This window comes from Sulfitobacter sp. TMED3, from assembly GCF_002167505.1.
GTDB lineage: Bacteria > Pseudomonadota > Alphaproteobacteria > Rhodobacterales > Rhodobacteraceae > Sulfitobacter > Sulfitobacter pontiacus.
Map to the genome: position 1 here is coordinate 37337 of NZ_NHBI01000061.1, position 18004 is coordinate 55340.

General features: G+C 60.6%; 15 protein-coding genes. 4 read left to right on the top strand and 11 right to left on the bottom strand.

Annotated elements, in window-relative coordinates; translation table 11 throughout:
* The first annotated feature begins 16 nt into the window (after window positions 1-16).
* Entirely contained in the window at window positions 17-715 is a 699-nt protein-coding gene (lexA, locus tag CBB63_RS14425; RefSeq protein ID WP_286699639.1) for a transcriptional repressor LexA, read from the top strand.
* Window positions 716-721: 6 nt separating this feature from the next.
* On the opposite strand, the gene CBB63_RS14430 is transcribed toward lexA, so the two are convergent.
* The gene (locus CBB63_RS14430; protein WP_286699640.1) at window positions 722-2770 is read right to left on the bottom strand and encodes a ComEC/Rec2 family competence protein; all 2049 of its coding nucleotides are present in this window, start codon (window positions 2768-2770) and stop codon (window positions 722-724) included.
* 126 nt (window positions 2771-2896) lie between these two features.
* Here CBB63_RS14430 and gltX point away from each other — a divergent pair, with 126 nt between their 5' ends.
* The 3 genes from gltX to CBB63_RS14445 all read left to right on the top strand — a co-directional run bounded on the left by gltX (window position 2897) and on the right by CBB63_RS14445 (window position 6364).
* Window positions 2897-4297 (top strand): glutamate--tRNA ligase, encoded by a 1401-nt coding sequence (gene gltX / locus CBB63_RS14435; RefSeq protein WP_286699641.1) that lies wholly within the window; start codon window positions 2897-2899, stop codon window positions 4295-4297.
* 114 nt (window positions 4298-4411) lie between these two features.
* On the top strand, window positions 4412-5707 hold the full coding sequence (gene gltA / locus CBB63_RS14440) for a citrate synthase (protein WP_009824812.1): 1296 nt from the start codon (window positions 4412-4414) through the stop codon (window positions 5705-5707).
* A gap of 363 nt (window positions 5708-6070) precedes the next feature.
* Window positions 6071-6364 carry a hypothetical protein gene (locus tag CBB63_RS14445; RefSeq protein ID WP_005853859.1) on the top strand — a complete coding sequence of 98 codons (294 nt, stop codon included), beginning with the start codon at window positions 6071-6073 and terminating at the stop codon, window positions 6362-6364.
* Between the two features lie 5 nt (window positions 6365-6369).
* Here CBB63_RS14445 and CBB63_RS14450 read toward each other — a convergent pair whose 3' ends face one another.
* The 10 genes from CBB63_RS14450 to CBB63_RS14495 form a co-directional block, all read right to left on the bottom strand.
* A complete protein-coding gene (locus CBB63_RS14450; RefSeq protein WP_009824814.1) occupies window positions 6370-7146 on the bottom strand; it encodes an enoyl-CoA hydratase-related protein in 777 nt (258 codons plus the stop codon).
* A 72-nt stretch (window positions 7147-7218) separates the two neighbouring features.
* Window positions 7219-7689, bottom strand: a complete 471-nt coding sequence (locus tag CBB63_RS14455) for a cytochrome c-type biogenesis protein (protein WP_009824815.1) — start codon at window positions 7687-7689, stop codon at window positions 7219-7221.
* A complete protein-coding gene (locus CBB63_RS14460; RefSeq protein ID WP_286699642.1) occupies window positions 7686-9647 on the bottom strand; it encodes a heme lyase CcmF/NrfE family subunit in 1962 nt (653 codons plus the stop codon). The genes CBB63_RS14455 and CBB63_RS14460 overlap by 4 nt, the downstream gene beginning before the upstream one ends.
* Window positions 9648-9761: 114 nt before the next feature.
* A complete protein-coding gene (locus tag CBB63_RS14465) occupies window positions 9762-10337 on the bottom strand; it encodes a holin family protein (RefSeq protein WP_286699643.1) in 576 nt (191 codons plus the stop codon).
* Window positions 10328-10939 (bottom strand): holin-associated N-acetylmuramidase, encoded by a 612-nt coding sequence (locus CBB63_RS14470; RefSeq protein WP_286699644.1) that lies wholly within the window; start codon window positions 10937-10939, stop codon window positions 10328-10330. Before CBB63_RS14470 ends, CBB63_RS14465 begins: the two co-directional genes overlap by 10 nt.
* A gap of 80 nt (window positions 10940-11019) precedes the next feature.
* On the bottom strand, window positions 11020-11463 hold the full coding sequence (gene ccmE, locus CBB63_RS14475) for a cytochrome c maturation protein CcmE (protein WP_286699645.1): 444 nt from the start codon (window positions 11461-11463) through the stop codon (window positions 11020-11022).
* Between the two features lie 6 nt (window positions 11464-11469).
* Complete coding sequence (gene argC / locus CBB63_RS14480; RefSeq protein WP_009824820.1) at window positions 11470-12498, bottom strand: N-acetyl-gamma-glutamyl-phosphate reductase; 1029 nt, start codon at window positions 12496-12498, stop codon at window positions 11470-11472.
* Between the two features lie 36 nt (window positions 12499-12534).
* Entirely contained in the window at window positions 12535-13344 is an 810-nt protein-coding gene (locus CBB63_RS14485) for a glutamate racemase (protein WP_286699646.1), read from the bottom strand.
* Between the two features lie 12 nt (window positions 13345-13356).
* Complete coding sequence (locus CBB63_RS14490; protein WP_286699647.1) at window positions 13357-14256, bottom strand: lysophospholipid acyltransferase family protein; 900 nt, start codon at window positions 14254-14256, stop codon at window positions 13357-13359.
* Between the two features lie 88 nt (window positions 14257-14344).
* Window positions 14345-17761 carry an indolepyruvate ferredoxin oxidoreductase family protein gene (locus tag CBB63_RS14495; protein WP_286699648.1) on the bottom strand — a complete coding sequence of 1139 codons (3417 nt, stop codon included), beginning with the start codon at window positions 17759-17761 and terminating at the stop codon, window positions 14345-14347.
* Window positions 17762-18004: the final 243 nt, after the last annotated feature.

Here is an 18004-nt window from a genome sequence, read left to right on the forward strand (position 1 = left end):
AACGGGGAATGTCCGGATGCTGACNAAGAAACAACTCGATCTGCTGGCCTTTATTCACAAACGTGTGCAGCGCGACGGCGTGCCGCCCAGCTTTGACGAGATGAAAGAAGCGCTTGATCTGCGGTCCAAATCCGGCATCCACCGTCTGATCACAGCGCTTGAGGAACGCGGATTCATCCGCCGCCTTGCGCATCGCGCCCGCGCGATAGAGGTGGTGAAACTGCCCGATAGCTTGGGCAGCCTGTCCGGTGCGGGCTTTACCCCGCGCGTGATTGACGGCGACCGCCCCGATGGGCCGCCCCCCTCTGCNGCGCAGCCGGTCAGCGCGTCGTCCTTTGATGTGCCGATGATGGGACGGATCGCCGCCGGTGTCCCGATCGAGGCGATCAGCACCATGACCCAATCTGTCGCCGTNCCCGGCGGGATGATCAGCGGCAGCGGCGAACATTACGCNNTNGAGGTGCAGGGNGATTCCATGATCGACGCAGGGATCAACGATGGCGACGTGGTGATCATCCGCGAAACCTCTGTCGCGGATGATGGGGATATCGTGGTTGCGCTGGTCGAAGACCACGAGGCGACGCTCAAGAAATTCCGCCGTCACGGCAGCTCTGTCGCACTCGAAGCCGCTAACCCCGCNTATGAAACGCGGGTNCTGCCGTCGGATAAGGTCAAGGTGCAGGGNCGTCTGGTCGGGTTGATCCGCACCTACTGACGNTTGCTACCGCGNNGGNCTGTCCTTGGGCCATGNCGTCCACANCCGCGNGCCCGCCTTTTGGCGGGCCGTTTGCATNGTGACCCGCCCGTTGTCGAGGNTGAGTGCGACTGCCCCCGTGGATCGCAACCGGTCGGGGTCAAACACATCGCAGCCGCCCGTCAGCGGNGGNTCNGGCACAACTGACAGCACGATGATCTGATCCGCACGGCACGCCCCGAACGCCGCCCGCGCGCGNTTGCCGGACAGGTGGATNACCTCNCGTNCCCCGATCTTTGNCCTTNTNGGCCAACGCGCNGCNGCNNGGNCCTGATCGGCNCCGTCGCCGTCATTCTCCAGCCAGTTGAGCGCGACAAAGCCTGCGCCTTTNGCCTTGCTCAGCGCACGGCCCGTGGGGNTCATCACCCCCACCAGACTGCCGGTGTCCGAGATCAGCACCGTCGGACGCTCGGCACCGTGCCACAATACCCCCGCCGCAATCACGGCTCCCANACCGGCAAATCGCAACCAACCCTGCCACAGCAACANCCACAAAAACCCNAGCGCCAGCAGCGGCAGCACCCAAGGGCCGGGGGCGGCCACATGACCCTGCGCACCGTCGATCTCTGCCACGCCCTGCGCGACCAGCAAGATCCAGCGCAACCCTGCGCCCATGACCTGCAGGGGGATCCACTCTAGCCCCAGCGGTGCCATGACCAAGGCCGCCACGGCGGCCGGCATCACCAAGACCCCCATCAGCGGGACCGACANNAGGTTCGCGANCAAGCCATANTGCGCGATNGTNTTGAAATGGGCCGCCCCGATGGGCGCGGTAAAGCCCCCNGCCACAGCCGAGGAAATCACCGTCGCCACAGCCGGTGCCAGCCACTTCGGCCCAAGCGAGACCTCGGCGTTGCGCAACCAGCCAAAGATCGCAACCAACCCCGTTGTGGCGGCAAAGGACATCTGGAACCCCGGCCCCGTCAATGCCTCTGGCCGAAGGACCAATACGATCGTNGCNGCAATNGCNACNGCCCGNAGGGTCAGCGCCCGNCGCCCGATGATCAACGCGCCAAGGGCCACNGCGACCATGATNAACGCGCGTTCGGTTGCGACATTNCCNCCCGACAACAGCAGATAGCCNCTGGCCGCCACCAGCGCNCCNGCNGCTGCGATNCTGCGCGTGGGCCAGCGCAGCGCGATCCACGGCACCAACGTCAGCACGATCCGCAACGCGCCAAAGACCACCGCGCTCAGCAACCCCATGTGCAAGCCCGAGATCGCCAATAGATGCGCAAGGTTGCTGGCGCGCAGATCCTGCAGCGCGTCTTGGCTGATGGCGCTGCGGTCGCCAGTGGTGATCGCCGTGGCAAACCCGCCGATATCACCCGGCAAGATCCGCTGAATCCGGGCCGAGGCCGCCATGCGCGCCCGAAAGACCGCCAGCCCGCCATGCCCCGCCCCAGCCGGTGTCGCCGCCAGTAAGGGGGTGCGACTGTACCCCACAGCGCCCAAGCCCGCGAACCATGCATGCCGTTGGAAATCAAAGCCCTCAGGCTCGATCGGGCCGCTTGGCGGCGACAGATGCCCCGTGGTCATCACCCCCAACCCCGGCGTGATATCCGCGTCAAAGCGCCTGTCGCCATGCAAGGACACGCGCACATGCAGCGGCGTGCGCGCAGCAGAGACCCGTTCCAGCACAACCCGATCCAGCGTCAGCCGCAAGGCATCGGACTGGCTGCGATCCACCGCCACGACGCGCCCCGCGATCGGGCCGTAATAGCGCCACCCCAGCACCGGCCCGCCGACAGCATGAGCACGCCACGCCGCCAGATCAAAACCGAGCAACACCAAGGCCGCGCCCAACACCACAGGCCCCGCGACCTCGCCCGCCAGAAAGGCCGCCGCCCCCAGCAGCGCCGCCCCGCCCGCGACCCAAAGCAGGACGGTCAGCGAAGGCTCAACCCGCAGCGCAAAATAGCAGCCGATCCCCACGGCCAGACACACCGGCACCCAGCCGATCAGATGCCCCCGCTGTGCGCGCATGCTCCGCGCCATATAGGACAACAGCCCCATACTTGCCCCCGTTCTCTGCACTGGGTAGATAGTCGGGGACGCTATCTCCAAAGGAGTTAGCAAATGATAAACGGCACCCCGAACGGGCGTTTTCCGTGAACTTCTGCTGCAAAGGATCCTCCGCCCATGACAACGCCTGTCGTTACCCGTTTCGCCCCGTCTCCTACCGGTTATCTGCACATCGGCGGCGCGCGGACGGCGCTGTTCAGCTGGCTTTATGCACGCGGTCGGGGCGGTAAATTCCTGCTGCGTATCGAAGACACCGACCGCCAGCGCCACACCCCCGAGGCGACCGAAGCGATTCTGCAGGGCATGGCGTGGCTGGGACTGGATCACGACGGTGACGTGGTCAGCCAGTTCGAAAACGCCCCCCGCCACGCCGAGGTGGCGCTGCAGCTTCTTGCCGAAGGAAAGGCCTATAAGTGCTTTGCCTCGCAAGAAGAAATCGCCGCGTTCCGGGATCAGGCCAAGGCCGAGGGGCGCAGCACCCTGTACCAATCACCCTGGCGTGACGCCGCGCCGGAAACGCATCCCGACGCCCCCTATGTCGTACGGATCAAGGCCCCGTTGACGGGTGAAACCGTCATCCGCGACGCGGTGCAGGGCGACGTGGTGATCGGGAACGACCAGCTTGATGACATGGTGCTGTTACGTTCCGATGGTACGCCCGTCTATATGCTGGCCGTTGTTGTTGATGACCATGACATGGGCGTGACCCATGTGATCCGCGGGGATGATCACCTCAACAACGCCGCGCGCCAGATGATGATCTATAACGCCATGGGCTGGGACGTTCCCGTCTGGGCGCATATCCCGCTGATCCACGGCGCGGATGGCAAGAAACTGTCGAAACGTCACGGCGCTTTGGGCGCGCAGGAGTATCAGGCCATGGGCTTTCCCGCGGCCGGTATGCGCAACTACCTCGCCCGTCTGGGGTGGAGCCATGGGGACGACGAATTCTTCACCGATGCCCAAGCGCAAGAATGGTTCGATCTGGACGGTATCCGCAAAAGCCCCGCGCAATTCGACCTCAAGAAGCTGGAAAACATCTGCGGGCAGCACATCGCCGCGGCGGATGATGCTGCATTGCGGCACGAGATCGAGGCCTATTTGACCGCTGCCGGCCTGCCCGCGCTCACAAATGCGCAAGCTGACGGGTTGGAGCGGGCGATGTATTGCTTAAAGGATCGCGCGAAGAAATTCCCTGATCTTCTTGAAAAAGCTGAGTTTATCCTCGCCGAACGCCCCATCCAACCGGACGAGAAGGCAGACAAGCACTTGGACAATGTATCCCGTGGTATGCTGACTGAATTGACGCCGCAGTTGCAGAATGTTACTTGGGGCAGAGAAACGCTGGAGGAGGCGCTGAACGGCTTTGCCGCCGCTCGGGACACCAAATTCGGCAAACTGGCGGGGCCGCTGCGCGCAGCACTCGCCGGGCGGGCAGCAACCCCATCAGTTTTCGATATGATGCTGGTACTTGGGCGTGACGAAAGCCTTGCCCGTTTAAACGATGCGGCTATCTAAGATATGCAAAAGCATATTCCTGATATGCTCAACAATAACTGAGGGGCGGACCGTTTCGGTATCTCCCCAGTCGACGGCATAACGCACGTCGATAAAACGATAGGAAGGGACTTCATGGCCGAAAGTACAAAATCCGCAACGTTGACCATCGACGGGAACAGCTTTGAACTGCCGATCTATTCCCCGTCGGCGGGCCCGGATGTTGTGGACATCCGCAAGCTGTTCTCTCAGGCGAATGTGTTCACATATGACCCTGGCTTCACCTCGACAGCGGCCTGTGACAGCACGATCACCTTCATTGACGGTGACGAAGGCGTGTTGCTGCACCGTGGGTATCCGATCGACCAACTGGCCAGCGAATCCCACTACCTCGAAGTGTGCTACCTGCTGCTGTATGGCGAACTGCCCTCTGCCGCGCAGCTGGAAGAGTTTGAAAATCTGGTGACCAACCACACCATGATCCACGAGCAGATGATCAACTTCTTCCGTGGTTTCCGCCGTGATGCACACCCGATGGCGATTATGGTCGGCGTTGTGGGCGCGATGTCTGCCTTCTACCACGACAGCACCGACATCAACGACGCGCACCAGCGTGAAGTGGCAACGATCCGTCTGATCGCCAAGATGCCCACGATTGCCGCGATGGCCTATAAGTACACCATCGGTCAGCCGTTCATCTATCCGCGCAACGACGTAGACTATGCCGGTAACTTCCTGCGCATGTGTTTCGCCGTCCCTGCCGAGGATTATGTCGTCGACCCCATCCTTGCCCGCGCGATGGACCGCATCTTTACGCTGCACGCAGACCACGAACAGAACGCATCGACATCGACCGTGCGTCTGGCGTCCTCTTCTGGGGCGAACCCCTTTGCCTGTATCGCTGCTGGCATCGCCTGCCTTTGGGGGCCGGCGCATGGTGGGGCGAACCAGGCATGTCTGGAAATGCTGAAAGAGATCGGCACACCGGACCGCATCCCTGAATTCATCGCCCGTGCCAAGGACAAGAACGACCCGTTCCGCCTGATGGGCTTTGGTCACCGCGTCTACAAGAACCACGACCCACGCGCGACCGTGATGAAAGAAAGCGCGGACGAAGTGCTTGAGCTGCTGGGTGTCGAAAACAACCCGATCCTGCAGGTCGCTAAAGAGCTTGAAAAACAGGCGCTGGAGGATCCGTATTTCGCAGAGAAGAAGCTGTTCCCGAACGTCGATTTCTACTCGGGCATCATCCTCGAAGCGATGGGTTTCCCCACGTCGATGTTCACGCCGATCTTTGCGCTGGCACGGACCGTCGGCTGGATCTCGCAGTGGAAAGAGCAGATCAGCGATCCTCAGTTGAAAATCGGGCGTCCCCGTCAGCTGTATCTTGGCGAAACACCACGCGACTATGTGGATATCGAAAAGCGCTGAATGTCAGTACATTAGTCAAAACGCCCCGCCCTCACGGCGGGGCGTTTTGCGTTTCAGGGTGGGCTGCTGCTGCCTGAAACCCAGGACAAAGAGAATCACCTGAAAGCCCGCCCAAAAGCGCCCCGTGATCAAAGCGCCTCTTTCCAGCCCACTGTTTCAACTCACTTTTCCCCATTTCGAAACCATAAGGTCCGAAATATGGCAGTTTTGTGTTGTTGTTTCCAAGCTGCGCATAATGGTCAAAATTGATTGACCAACCGCGCCGATCATCCCAGATTCATCGTCAATTCAGCGCAGGTTTACCCTGTGCGATGCACAGCAGACCCCAATACGCCCGCTGCCCCCTGCGGAAAGGATGACCGGATGAACGACCCTCGGCCTCGCCTGCAATGGGATAACGCGACCAGTCTAAGCTGCAAGACCGCACGGCATCACCCCGCGCCGCAGGGATCGTTCGTGCATGATATCGAACAGAAATGTGACCAGATCGCGGTGGTCTATGACAAGGGCCAGACGCCGCCGCGGATCACGGTCAAGCAAGTGTCAGGCAGCGTGCACACGGTGCTCGCCGACGGGATAGCGGTGGCCGTGGTTGCCAGCGCCTCGCGTCCGACCCTCAACCCCGATGACGTGTTGCTGGTCGAACGCTCGGTCTAGCGGGATTAGCGGCCCTCGAAGCTTGCGGGGCGTTTCTGCATAAAGGCCATCACGCCCTCTTTGAAATCACGTGATTGCCCGCATTTTCCTTGTTCCTGCGCCTCTAGCGACAGCTGATCCTCCAGCGTATTGTCCCAGCTGGCGCGAATGGCGTTCTTGGCAGCGGCATAGGCTGCGGTCGGTCCTTGCGCCAGATGCGCCGCCTTGGCACGCCAATGGTTGTCAAACGCGGCATCAGCCACCGCTTCCCAGATCATCCCCCAGTCATCCGCCTGACGGGCAGAGATTTTATCCGCGAACAAGGCCGCGCCCATAGCCTTGGCCGTGCCCATCTGGCGGGGCAACGTATAGGTGCCGCCCGCATCGGGCATCAGACCAATGCGCGTAAATGCTTGCAGGAAATAAGAAGATTCCGTCGCAAAGACCACATCCGCAGCCAGTGCGAGGTTCGCCCCTGCCCCCGCCGCAGGACCATTGACCGCGGCGATCGTTGGCACAGGGCAGTTGGTGATCGCCCGCAGCATGGGGCCGTATTCCTCGCGCAGGGTGCGTTCCAGATCCAGCGAGCCCTTGCTGCTGCTGTCGCTGAGATCCTGACCGGTGCAAAACGCACGACCGGCACCGGTGATGACCACACAACGCGCGTCTTTGCCCGCTTGGGTAAACGCGTGCTCGATCTCTGCCCGCATTTGCGTGGTCAATGCGTTCATCTTGTCGGGGCGGTTCATGGTGACCACGGCCAGCCCGTCGGTCAGTTCATAGGTCAGGGTTTGATAGTCCATGGCGCGGGTTCCTCATCTAGATTTCCCCCGCACCTTACCCATACGACAGGCCACCGCCAGTGAAACCCCGCGTTATCGCTTCAGAATGTCGTCCAGCCGCGCCTGTTCTTGTGCGCTGAGCGGGGCCTGTTCGACGGACGGTGCCTTCGCACGACCGCGCAGGTATCCAAACCCGACCCCTGCCGCGATCAATAGCATCAGCGGCCCCGCCGCCCATAACACCCAGGTCGATCCCCGCGCAGGCGGGTTGAGCAGGACATATTCACCATAGCGGTCGACGATATAAGCGACCGCCTCTTCGTCGCTATCGCCGGCCACCAGACGTTCGCGCAGCAGGATACGTAGGTCGCGCGCAAGGCTGGCATTGCTTTCGTCGATGCTTTCGTTGCGGCACACCAGGCAACGCAACCCTTTCGACAAGCTCCGCGCGCGTTGCTCAAGCGCAGGATCCGAGAGCACCTCGTCCGGCTGCACGGCCCAGGTCGGCGCAACCGACAGCACAGGTGCTACAAGCAACATCAGGGCGAGGATCAGCGCCCTCATTGTGCAGGCACCGGTTTTGATTTCGCCGCCCCTGCCGCAACGCGGTAGCGCCGGTCCGAAAGACTTAACACGCCACCAAGGGCCATCAGCGCACAGCCGATCCAAATCCAGTTGGTCAGCGGCTTGACATAAGTGCGCACCACCCAGCCACCATTTGCCTGTTCATCCCCGATCACGACATAGACATCGCGCAGCAGATTATAGTCGATCGCCGCTTCGGTCGTGGGCATCTGCGCCACGGGATAAAAGCGTTTCTCCGGTCGCAACTGCGCAATCTCTTCCCCGTCGTGGAACAATGTCACGCTGCCGGTCGTCGCCGTATAGTTCGGACCTTGGCTCTGGGTGACATCGTCCAGCTGCACGGTATAGCGCCCCACATCGTAGGATTCCCCCAGCGGAACGGCGCGGATGTCATCAATCGACCACGCCGTTAGGCCAGCCACCCCAGCCATGGTCACCCCAAGGCCGGCGTGGGCCACCATCTTGCCCCAATCCGCGCGCGGCAACCGCCCAAGCCGGCGCAGCCGGTTATTACCGCGCCCCGTGCGCCCCCACAGATCAACAACGGTGCCCATCACGATCCACGCGCCCAAGAACAACCCGAGCGGACCCAGCAAGCTGCGCCCCGACTGCATCGCGTAGGCAAGCCCCCCAATCGCAATCGCCAATACGAAGGCGTAGCGTAGCGGCTTTAGCGCCCGCGAAATCACCGCACGCTTCCAAGGCATCGCCGACCCGATCGGCAGGATCAGCCCCAGCATAATCATGAAAGGTGTAAAGGCGGCGTTAAAAAACGGGGGGCCAACGCTCAGTTTTCTGTCGAAGAACATCTCCGCCAGCAGCGGCCACATCGTGCCAATGAACACGACAAAACAGGCAACGGCGAGCAATACGTTATTTACCAGCAAAGCCGACTCTCGGCTGACCATGCTGAACACGCCTTTCGCCTCTAACGCGCTGGCGCGCGCCGCGAACAGAACCAGAGCACCGCCCATGAAAAACGCCATAATCATCAGGATAAACACGCCGCGTTCGGGGTCATTCGCAAAGGCGTGGACCGAGGTTAGCAACCCGGACCTGACGATAAACGTCCCGATCAGCGAGAAGCCAAAAGCCAGGATCGCAAGCAGGATCGTCCAGCTTTTCAGGCTTTCGCGTTTTTCTACAACGATGGCGGAATGAAGCAGCGCCGCCGCCAGAAGCCAAGGCATAAAGCTAGCGTTTTCAACGGGATCCCAGAACCAGAACCCGCCCCAGCCAAGTTCGTAATAGGCCCACCAGGACCCGAGCGCGATGCCGATCGTCAAAAACACCCACGCCGCCAGGGTCCAAGGGCGCACCCACCGGCCCCAAGCGGCATCAATCCGCCCTTCGATCAAGGCGGCAACGGCAAAGCTGAAGGTCATCGAAAGGCCGACATACCCCAAATACAAAAACGGCGGGTGGAAGGCGAGCCCTGGATCCTGCAGCAGCGGGTTCAGATCCTGCCCGTCAAAAGGTGGCGTCGCCAGCCGCAAGAACGGGTTGGATGTGAACAGGATGAAGGCAAAAAACGCCACACCGATTGCGGCTTGCACAGAAAGAACCCGCGCCCGCAAAGTCGGCGGCAGATTGCCCCCGAACCACGCGGCCATCGCCCCGAATAGCGAGACAATGAGCACCCACAGCAGCATTGAGCCTTCATGATTGCCCCAAGTACCGCTGATTTTATACAAAAGCGGCTTCATNGAGTGGCTNTTCAACACCACCAACCGCAGCGAGAAATCAGAGGTGACAAAGGCCCACATCAACGCNCCAAACGCCAGCAATGTCAGGGCGAATTGCGCCCCGGCGGCGGGNTCTGCCACAGCCATCCACCCGGGCCAGCGTTTATGGGCACCGATCAGGGGCACGACCATCTGAACGATGGCAACGCCGAAGGCGAGGATAAGGGCGAAATGTCCGAGCTCTGTAATCATACCCCGATCATAGAGCGGNGCNCCGCCCCATACCATGCCNATTNACCGCGAAATCACACGACTGTGCGCNGCAAAGCGTCGCAGGGNCCCCCTTAGCCTGCAACTCTGNGNCAGTTACCCCGCANCCCTGCGCCAGTCCGCAAGCGCCGCGTTGTCCGATCTGTCGCGCACTGCGCTAGATACGCCTTCCAGATCCCGCANNNCCCCTTCTTCAACACCATNAACACGNAGCGTTTCCAGCTCTTCGATATGCCGCATCACCGTTGGTGTCTGCGCGATGGTGCGCGCGATAGAGCGTTGGAACTCTTGNGTTTTTACCTGATGCCGCGCGCCAAAGTAAAAGGACACGACAACCCCCAGAAGCCACCATAACGGCTCTGGNACCAGCGACACGCCCTGCATCCGGCTGGCAAACCAGACCGGATCAACCATCGCCGCGATGAACAAGCCCAAGGTACCAAGCGCCAGCGCTGGACGCGGAAGCCGGTTCAGCCCGTCCATGAAACGGTCAAACCGTCCNTTGCGGGGCACAGCGAATTCCGCCCCAAATTGCACCATAGCCTGTTCCCGCGCGGTCGCATCACGGCCGGCCGTCTTTTCCGCATTGGCGCGAAACACCTCGACCGTGTCGCGCACCACATTGCGGCCGTCACCAAAGACTAGTGCAAGCGCGGTATCAATCATCCCCATGCCGCGACCCTTTCGTTAAAGTCACGGATGCTCAGATGGTACCGCGGTGACATGAATTCCTCTGCCCGTTTGATCCATCCTCCCTTCTTTCCGGCCCTTGTGCGGGCGTATTTGCGACTTGCGGGGCGCTGATCCGCCAGCCCAAAGTAATAGTTGCGCCGCGCGACGGCGTAGGCGTCCACCATCTGCGCAGGTGCAGCGGCATAGGCGCGCCCCGTAGCGCCAAGCGTTCGCGGTCCAAGCACCCCGTCCACGGCCACATCAAACCCCATATCTCTTAACAATCGCTGAAGAATCTTCACCGCATTCGCCCCCGCATTCACGTACATGTCGAAAACAGAGGGCTGGAGCGGACNGGGCANCTGNGCGATCTTGGGTTTGTGGAAGTAATGGGTGATGAATATCTCGGTCGCTTGATCTTGAGTAAGCTCTTGAACATCGGCGAGATTTACTGCGCCGTCACGGTTCACATCCAGCCCCAGCCGACGCAGTGTGTGGATGGTGACGCCGTGGTTCGTTGCCCCGCCCGGATCATCGGGGTCGTTTACAAAGCCCCCCTCACGCGCGACGATGGACTTTGCAATTTCCTCAACAGTTTGCATCAAATTGGCCCTTCTTGCAGGTTGCACTGCTGCAAGAATGACGTCTCAGATGTTAACGAAACCCGGCAGGCCCGTACGCATCACCCCTCGGGGGCAACATAAACGCCTTGCTCTTTCAGGGCGTCGACGACCTCTTTCGGCATNTAGGTCTCGTCATGTTTGGCAAGGATTTCAGTCGCTTCGAAGGTGCCGTTGATGTAACGNCCTGTCCCTACCATGCCTTGATTTTCCTCGAACAGATCGGGCAATACNCCGCTGTAGGTCACAGGCACANCCGCGCCGCCATCGGTCACGGAAAAGCGGATCGTCAGACCATCCCCGCGCACAAGNCTGCCCTCTTCAACCAGGCCACCGATGCGGAAAACCTCTGNCGGGCCGGGGGGNTCGGCGATCACCTGACTGGGNGCGCGGAAAAAGTTGATCCCGTCGCGCATGGCATATCCAATCAGCGCCGTGGACAGCACAAGCGCCACGACCGCGACGCCGATGATCTGGATACGCCTTTGTTTTTTAATACTTTTCATGCGCCCTCAGGGAAATAGCGGAGCCATCATCAGCCCCTCGACCTCGTCAATACCTAACATCAGGTTGGCGTTTTGCAACGCCTGCCCGCTGGAGCCCTTGGTCAAATTATCGAGCGCGGCAACCACAATGGCGCGGCCGTCGATCCGGTCTGCCACCACGCCGATATGACAGAAGTTCGACCCGCGAATATGGCGCGTGCTCGGGGCCTCCCCCATGGGCAGCACCTCGATAAAGGGCTCTGCATCATAGGCCGCGGCAAGTGTTTTGTGGATCACCTCGGCATCGCCTTTGACATAGACGGTCGCTAAAATCCCGCGGTTGGCGGGCACCAGATGCGGGGTGAACTGCACCTTGACCGGACGGCCGGCAATGGCGGAAAACTCCTGATCAAACTCACCCAGATGGCGGTGCGTCCCGCCAAGAGAATAGGCATGATACCCCTCGGACAATTCTGCATGCAGCAGGTTTTCCTTCAACGACCGCCCCGCACCGGAAACGGCGCATTTGAGGTCAAGGATGATGTCGTCCAGATCAATGACGCCTTTTTCGATCAAGGGGCGCAGGGCGAACTGGCCGGTGGCGGCGTTGCAGCCCGTACCGGCCACAAGACGCGCGGATTTGATCTCTTCGCGGTAGAATTCGGTGAGGCCATAGACCGCCTCTTTCTGCTGCTCCAGCGCGGCATGGGGGTTGCCGTACCACTTGGCGTAGGCCTCGGGGTCGCGCAGCCGGAAATCCGCAGAAAGATCGACGATTTTCAGGTCTTTAGGCAGGTTCGCGATGACCTCTTGGCTGGTTTTATGGGGCAAGGCGCAAAAGCACAGGTCAATCTCCGAGAAATCGATCTCTTCGATGGTGACCAATGCGGGCAGGTCGAGATGGCGCAGGTGTGGAAACACCTCTGCGATGGTTTGCCCCGCCTTGGAGTTTGCCCCCAAAGCTTTGATCTGCATAGAGGAATGGCCAGCGATCAGCCGGATCAGCTCGGCTCCGGTATAGCCGGAGGCACCAAGAATGGCGATATTATGGGTCATGTCGGGTTCCGTTCGGAAAGTGTTAGCAAATACGTGTTAGGCCGCTTGAAAGGTCAAGGGTCGTCGCAAGAATTGCGTGGCACGGCTGCTGACCTTTTTGGGGTCGCCCGTGGTCAGGAAAGCCGCCTCGCCCGTGCCCAGCATATTGGGGTGACGCTTTAGATAGTCGCTTAAACTATGGGCGACCAGATTGGCTTGGCTGAACACTTTGACATCGGGGCCAAGCGCNTCCTGAAAGGTTTCCTGCATCAGCGGGTAATGGGTGCAACCCAGAATGGCCGCTTCGGGCGCGGGCATCTTGCGTTTCAGCGCGTCCACATGGCTGCGCACCAGCGCTTCGGCNAGGATGAAGTCACCGTCCTCGATCGCATCCACGACACCCCCACAGGCCTGCGCTTCGACATCGACGCCGATCGCCCGAAAGGCCAGTTCACGCTGGAACGCACGGCTTGCCACCGTTGCGGGCGTCGCAAACAGCGCCACGTGCTTGAGATCCACCTCGCGCGGGGGGGAATTGTCGCCCCATTGGCGTTCTGTCATCGCCTCGATCAGCGGCACAAAGACGCCNAACACNCGCTTGTCCGACGGGATCCACCCTTCCTGCATCCGGCGTAGCGCCGCGGCAGAGGCCGTGTTGCACGCCAAGATCACCAGATCGCAGCCCGCATCAAACAGACGCTGGGTTGCAGCAGTGGTCAGGTTATAGATGTCATCCGCATTACGCACACCGTAGGGCGCATGGGCGCTATCGGCCAAATACACGAAATCCACATCCGGTAGCTGCGCCTGCACGGCATCCCAAACGGTCAGCCCGCCTAGCCCAGAATCGAAAATACCAACTGCCATAACACCTTGCCGTCACCTGTCGGCACGATGCCGATCTTCAAATTCAAACCCCAGATCAAAGGATTTTGCCGGGTCTGGTGACAACTCATACGTCGCTTTGCGCAGGAAATCCATCATAGCTTTTGCGTCTTTTGCCATGGGGTCCAGCACGTTTCTGCCGATGGGNTCGCCNATGACCACGCGCACGGGCGTGTCGAGCCGTTTGCGGAATTCCTTGATCAGCAGNCCCATGCGCAGGGTGTGATGCAGATGGCTGGCAATCTGGAACAAGCGGCTGGTGTGGCCGTCAAAGTAGATCGGCACGACGGTGGCATCCGATTTCGCGATCATGCGGGCGGTAAAGCTGCGCCAGCCCGGGTCCATGGGGCGCGAAAACGGCCGTGCGCTGGTGCTGACGGTGCCCCCCGGAAAGATACCAACCGCGCCACCCTGCCCCAGATACTCCAGCGCGGTCTTGCGCGTGCGCAGGTTNAGCGCCAGTGCGGCCTTGTCCTCGTCAAAACTGATCGGCAGNANATGGCGGTTCAGGTCGGGNGCGCGGTTAAANACCGAATGNGCCATGATCTTGAACCCGTCCCGGCGGCGCGCCAACATATGCCCCAGCATCAACCCGTCCAGAATACCGTAAGGATGGTTCGCCAGCGCGATGACAGGCCCCGTTTCAGGGATNTTCGCCAGACTGCCNCCCACGACNTCAAGCGTCAGCCCNTAGCGCTGCACCATCACGTCAAAGAANCCCATCCCGCGCGCCATGTCGTCTTCATAGCCGGTTGCGCGTTTCATCAGCCCCAACCGCCCTGTGCTATTCTCCATCAGGCGGATGAAGGCACGCGCGGGCCGCGATTTGGCGGAATAGGCATAGCTGATGTCACGCGCTGTCAGNGGCCGAAGATCGGGCTGCAAGAGGGTCAAGGTCGGTTCCTTTTCACGGGCTTTGCCTTGCCCTCTAGCAGTGGATCATGACAGTCGCGTGACAGACAGCCTATTCAGCCTACTCTGCCTACTCTGCCGCGCGCGAGGTTTGCGTGCCCCCTGACCGGATGACGGCCAGCAGCTCTTCGCGCCGCTTTGCGGCCTTGGCTTCATTCGCCTGTTTNACCGGNCCAAAGCCGCGGATCTGCAAGGGAAGCTNTGCCAAGGCGACAATCGCGTCGTGGGTTGCATCAGTCAGCTTGGGCAGAACNTCCTTCATGTCGGCCTCGTATTGCGTGATCAAGGACCGCTCCATCCGGCGTTCTTCGGTGCGNCCAAAGGGATCGAANGGCGTGCCGCGCAGGAACTTCATCCGCGCCAGCATGTTGAACGGCCCCTCCATCCACGCGCCAAAGGTCCGTTTCATCGGACGGCCATCCGCGCCGGTTTTCGACAGGATCGGNGGCGCAAGGTTGAAGGTCAGCTTGGGATCCCCCTCAAAGGCCTCTGCCACTTTGGCGCGGGTGGATTTCAACAGGCGCGCGACCTCGTATTCATCNTTATAGGACANGAGCTTNTGNTAGCCCAAGGCCACGGCCTCTTTCAGGCGCGCGTCGGTAATGCTGTCCACCATGGTGCCATAACGCTTCGCCAGCCGCTTGCCCTGATAGGCGATCAGGTGGTCCTTGCGGAAGGCGATCCGTTCATCCAGCGTCTTCGGCAGGGCGACGACATTGGGCGTCATCACGCGCTTGGCGTCTTCGGGGTGCAGCACGGCCCAACGGCCCAGTTCAAACGCACGCAAGTTCCGCTCGACCGCGGCACCGTTCAAGGTGATCGCCTGTTGCAAGCTGTCCAGCGACAGCGGGATCAACCCCTGCTGCCACGCTGCGCCGAAGATCATCATGTTCGAATAGATCGAATCCCCCAGCGTCGCCTTCGCCAAATCAGAGGCATCAAACAGCGCGACGTCATCCTTGAGCCGCGCCTCAAGCGCGAGGGTGAGCCGGTCGTAGGGCATCTGGAACTCGGTATCGCGGGTAAACTCGCCCGTGATGATCTGNTGCGANTTCACAACCGCCCCCGTCCGCCCAGCGCGCGTCAGGCCAAGCGTCTTGGTCCCGGCAGAGACAACAAGATCACCCCCGATCAACGCATCCGCCTCACCCGTTGCCACGCGAATGGCGCTGATGTCTTCGGGACGGTTCGCAATACGGCAATGGATATGTACGGCACCGCCCTTTTGGGCAAGGCCTGCCATCTCCATCATCCCAGCGCCCTTGCCATCAATCTGCGCGGCTTGCGCCAGCACGGCACCGATGGTCACAACGCCGGTCCCACCGACACCGGTGATCACCACGTTATGCGTGCCATTGATCGCCGGCAGGGTCGGCATGGGCAGGTCGGGAATCTTGACCTCTGTCGTGGGATCCTTGCGGATCTTGGCCCCNTCCAGCGTCACGAAGGACGGGCAGAACCCTTTGACGCACGAGAAATCCTTGTTGCACGAGGATTGATCAATCGCCCGTTTGCGCCCCAGTTCTGTTTCTTCGGGCACGATCGAGACGCAGTTGGACTGCACNCCACAATCCCCGCAGCCTTCGCAGACATCGGTATTGATGAACACGCGCTTGTCGGGATCNGGGAACANNCCCCGTTTGCGACGGCGACGTTTCTCGGCGGCACAGGTCTGGATATAGACGATGACNCTGACGCCTTTGTGTTTGGCGAANTTCTCTTGCACGGTCTGCAGGTCTGCACGCTCGTACATCGGCACGTCGCCAAAGGCTTTTTCGTCTACGTCTTCTTTNTCGTCATAGACCACGGCGATNTTCTTGACGCCCATGGCCTTCACCTCTGCCACGATACGCGGCGCGTCCAGATCGCCTTCGTTGTGCTGGCCACCGGTCATGGCAACGGCATCGTTATAAAGGATCTTGTAGGTGATGTTCGTCTTGGCCGCGATGGCCGCACGGATCGCCAGATTACCCGAATGGTTGTATGTCCCGTCCCCGAGGTTCTGGAACACATGGTCGCGTGTCGAGAATTTGGATTCACCGATCCAGTTCGCNCCTTCNCCTCCCATATGGGTAAAGCCGGTTGTCTCGCGNTCCATCCATTGCACCATATAGTGGCANCCGATCCCGGCGTAGGCGCGGCTCCCCTCTGGGAGCTTGGTTGATGAGTTATGCGGACAGCCCGAACAGAANTAGGGCACACGCGCGGCGATGTCTTCGGCGTTNTCGGCACGTCGCGCGGTATCCAGCGCTTCCATACCCGCCTTGATGCCATCGGTGGTCCGGCCTTCCTCGATAAAGATACCGCCCAGCTTTTCGGCAATCCAGATCGGGTCCAGNGCGCCACGGGTGGGGAACAGCTCTTCGCCATGCTCCATCCCGGCACCNCCGCCTTTGTGCCAGCCATAGACGCGGCGATGCGTATCCGAGAACANNGCCTCTTTGATCTGCACCTCGATCAGCTTGCGCTTCTCTTCCACGACGATCACCAGATCGAGCCCTTCGGCCCANNNATGGAACCCCTTCATATCCAGNGGGAAGGTCTGCCCGATCTTATAGAGCGTGATCCCCAGACGTTCGGCTTCGTTCTCGTCGATGTTCAGCAAGCTCATGGCGTGGATCACATCCAGCCAGTTCTTGCCGGCNGCCGCGATGCCGATCTTGGCCCCGCGCTTGCCCCACATGCGNTTGTCCATCTTGTTGGCGTGGCTAAACGCCTCTGCGGCANANCGNTTATAGTCGATCATNCGCGCTTCTTGCAGATGCGGCGTGTCTTGCAGACGAATGTTCAGCCCNCCNTCNGGCATATCGAACTGCGGGGTGACCAGCTNCATTCGGTTCGGGTCACCATTCACGACCGATGTCGCCTCTACGGTGTCTTTCATCGTCTTGAGCCCGACCCANAGNCCGCTAAAACGGCTNAGCGCCCAGCCATAGATACCGTAATCAAGGATCTCCTGCACACCGGCGGGGCTGACGACGGGCATATAGGCATCCACCATCGCCCATTCGGACTGGTGCAANACGGTAGAGGATTCACCCGTGTGGTCATCCCCCATGGCCATCAGAACACCACCGTTCACGGACGAGCCCGCCATATTCGCGTGACGCATNACATCNCCAGAGCGNTCCACACCCGGGCCCTTACCGTACCACAGGCCAAACACNCCGTCGTACTTNCCCTCACCGCGCAATTCTGCCTGCTGGCTGCCCCATAGGGCCGTAGCGGCAAGNTCTTCGTTCAGGCCCGGTTCGAACACGACGTTATGCGCGGCCAGNGTCTTGGCGGCGCGGTCCATCTGAAGGTCAACGGCCCCNAGTGGCGATCCACGATATCCGGTCACATATCCGGCGGTATTCAACCCTGCCGCNTTGTCCCGTGCCGCCTGCATCATCGTCAGGCGCACCAACGCCTGCGTGCCGTTCAGCAACACGGGCGATTTCTCGAGGTCATACCGGTCAGTTAGTGAAATTTTTTGCGTACCCATAGCGCGTCCTCCCCTACGTGCAATCAATAGCTATGGCATCACACTAGGTCACAAAAGCTGACCTGTCTAGCGTTGTGTCTGACCCTAGGTCATAAAGCGCCAAGGCGCGGGGCTTGATCTTTTGCACCTCCGCCCGATCTATCCGTGATAAGATAACCGCACATATACCGATGCGCCGCGTCGGAGGGTTGTTTTTAAACTGTAAAACGCGCAAAGATGACCGTTCTTGCGAACACTGCGCTC

Excerpts from the sequence above, each read along its gene's own strand:
- CBB63_RS14450 (WP_009824814.1), bottom strand. The coding sequence starts at position 7,146 with ATGGACTATCAAACCCTGACCTATGAACTGACCGACGGGCTGGCCGTG.
- CBB63_RS14445 (WP_005853859.1), top strand. The coding sequence starts at position 6,071 with ATGAACGACCCTCGGCCTCGCCTGCAATGGGATAACGCGACCAGTCTA.
- argC (WP_009824820.1), bottom strand. The coding sequence starts at position 12,498 with ATGACCCATAATATCGCCATTCTTGGTGCCTCCGGCTATACCGGAGCC.
- CBB63_RS14455 (WP_009824815.1), bottom strand. The coding sequence starts at position 7,689 with ATGAGGGCGCTGATCCTCGCCCTGATGTTGCTTGTAGCACCTGTGCTG.
- gltA (WP_009824812.1), top strand. The coding sequence starts at position 4,412 with ATGGCCGAAAGTACAAAATCCGCAACGTTGACCATCGACGGGAACAGC.
- gltX (WP_286699641.1), top strand. The coding sequence starts at position 2,897 with ATGACAACGCCTGTCGTTACCCGTTTCGCCCCGTCTCCTACCGGTTAT.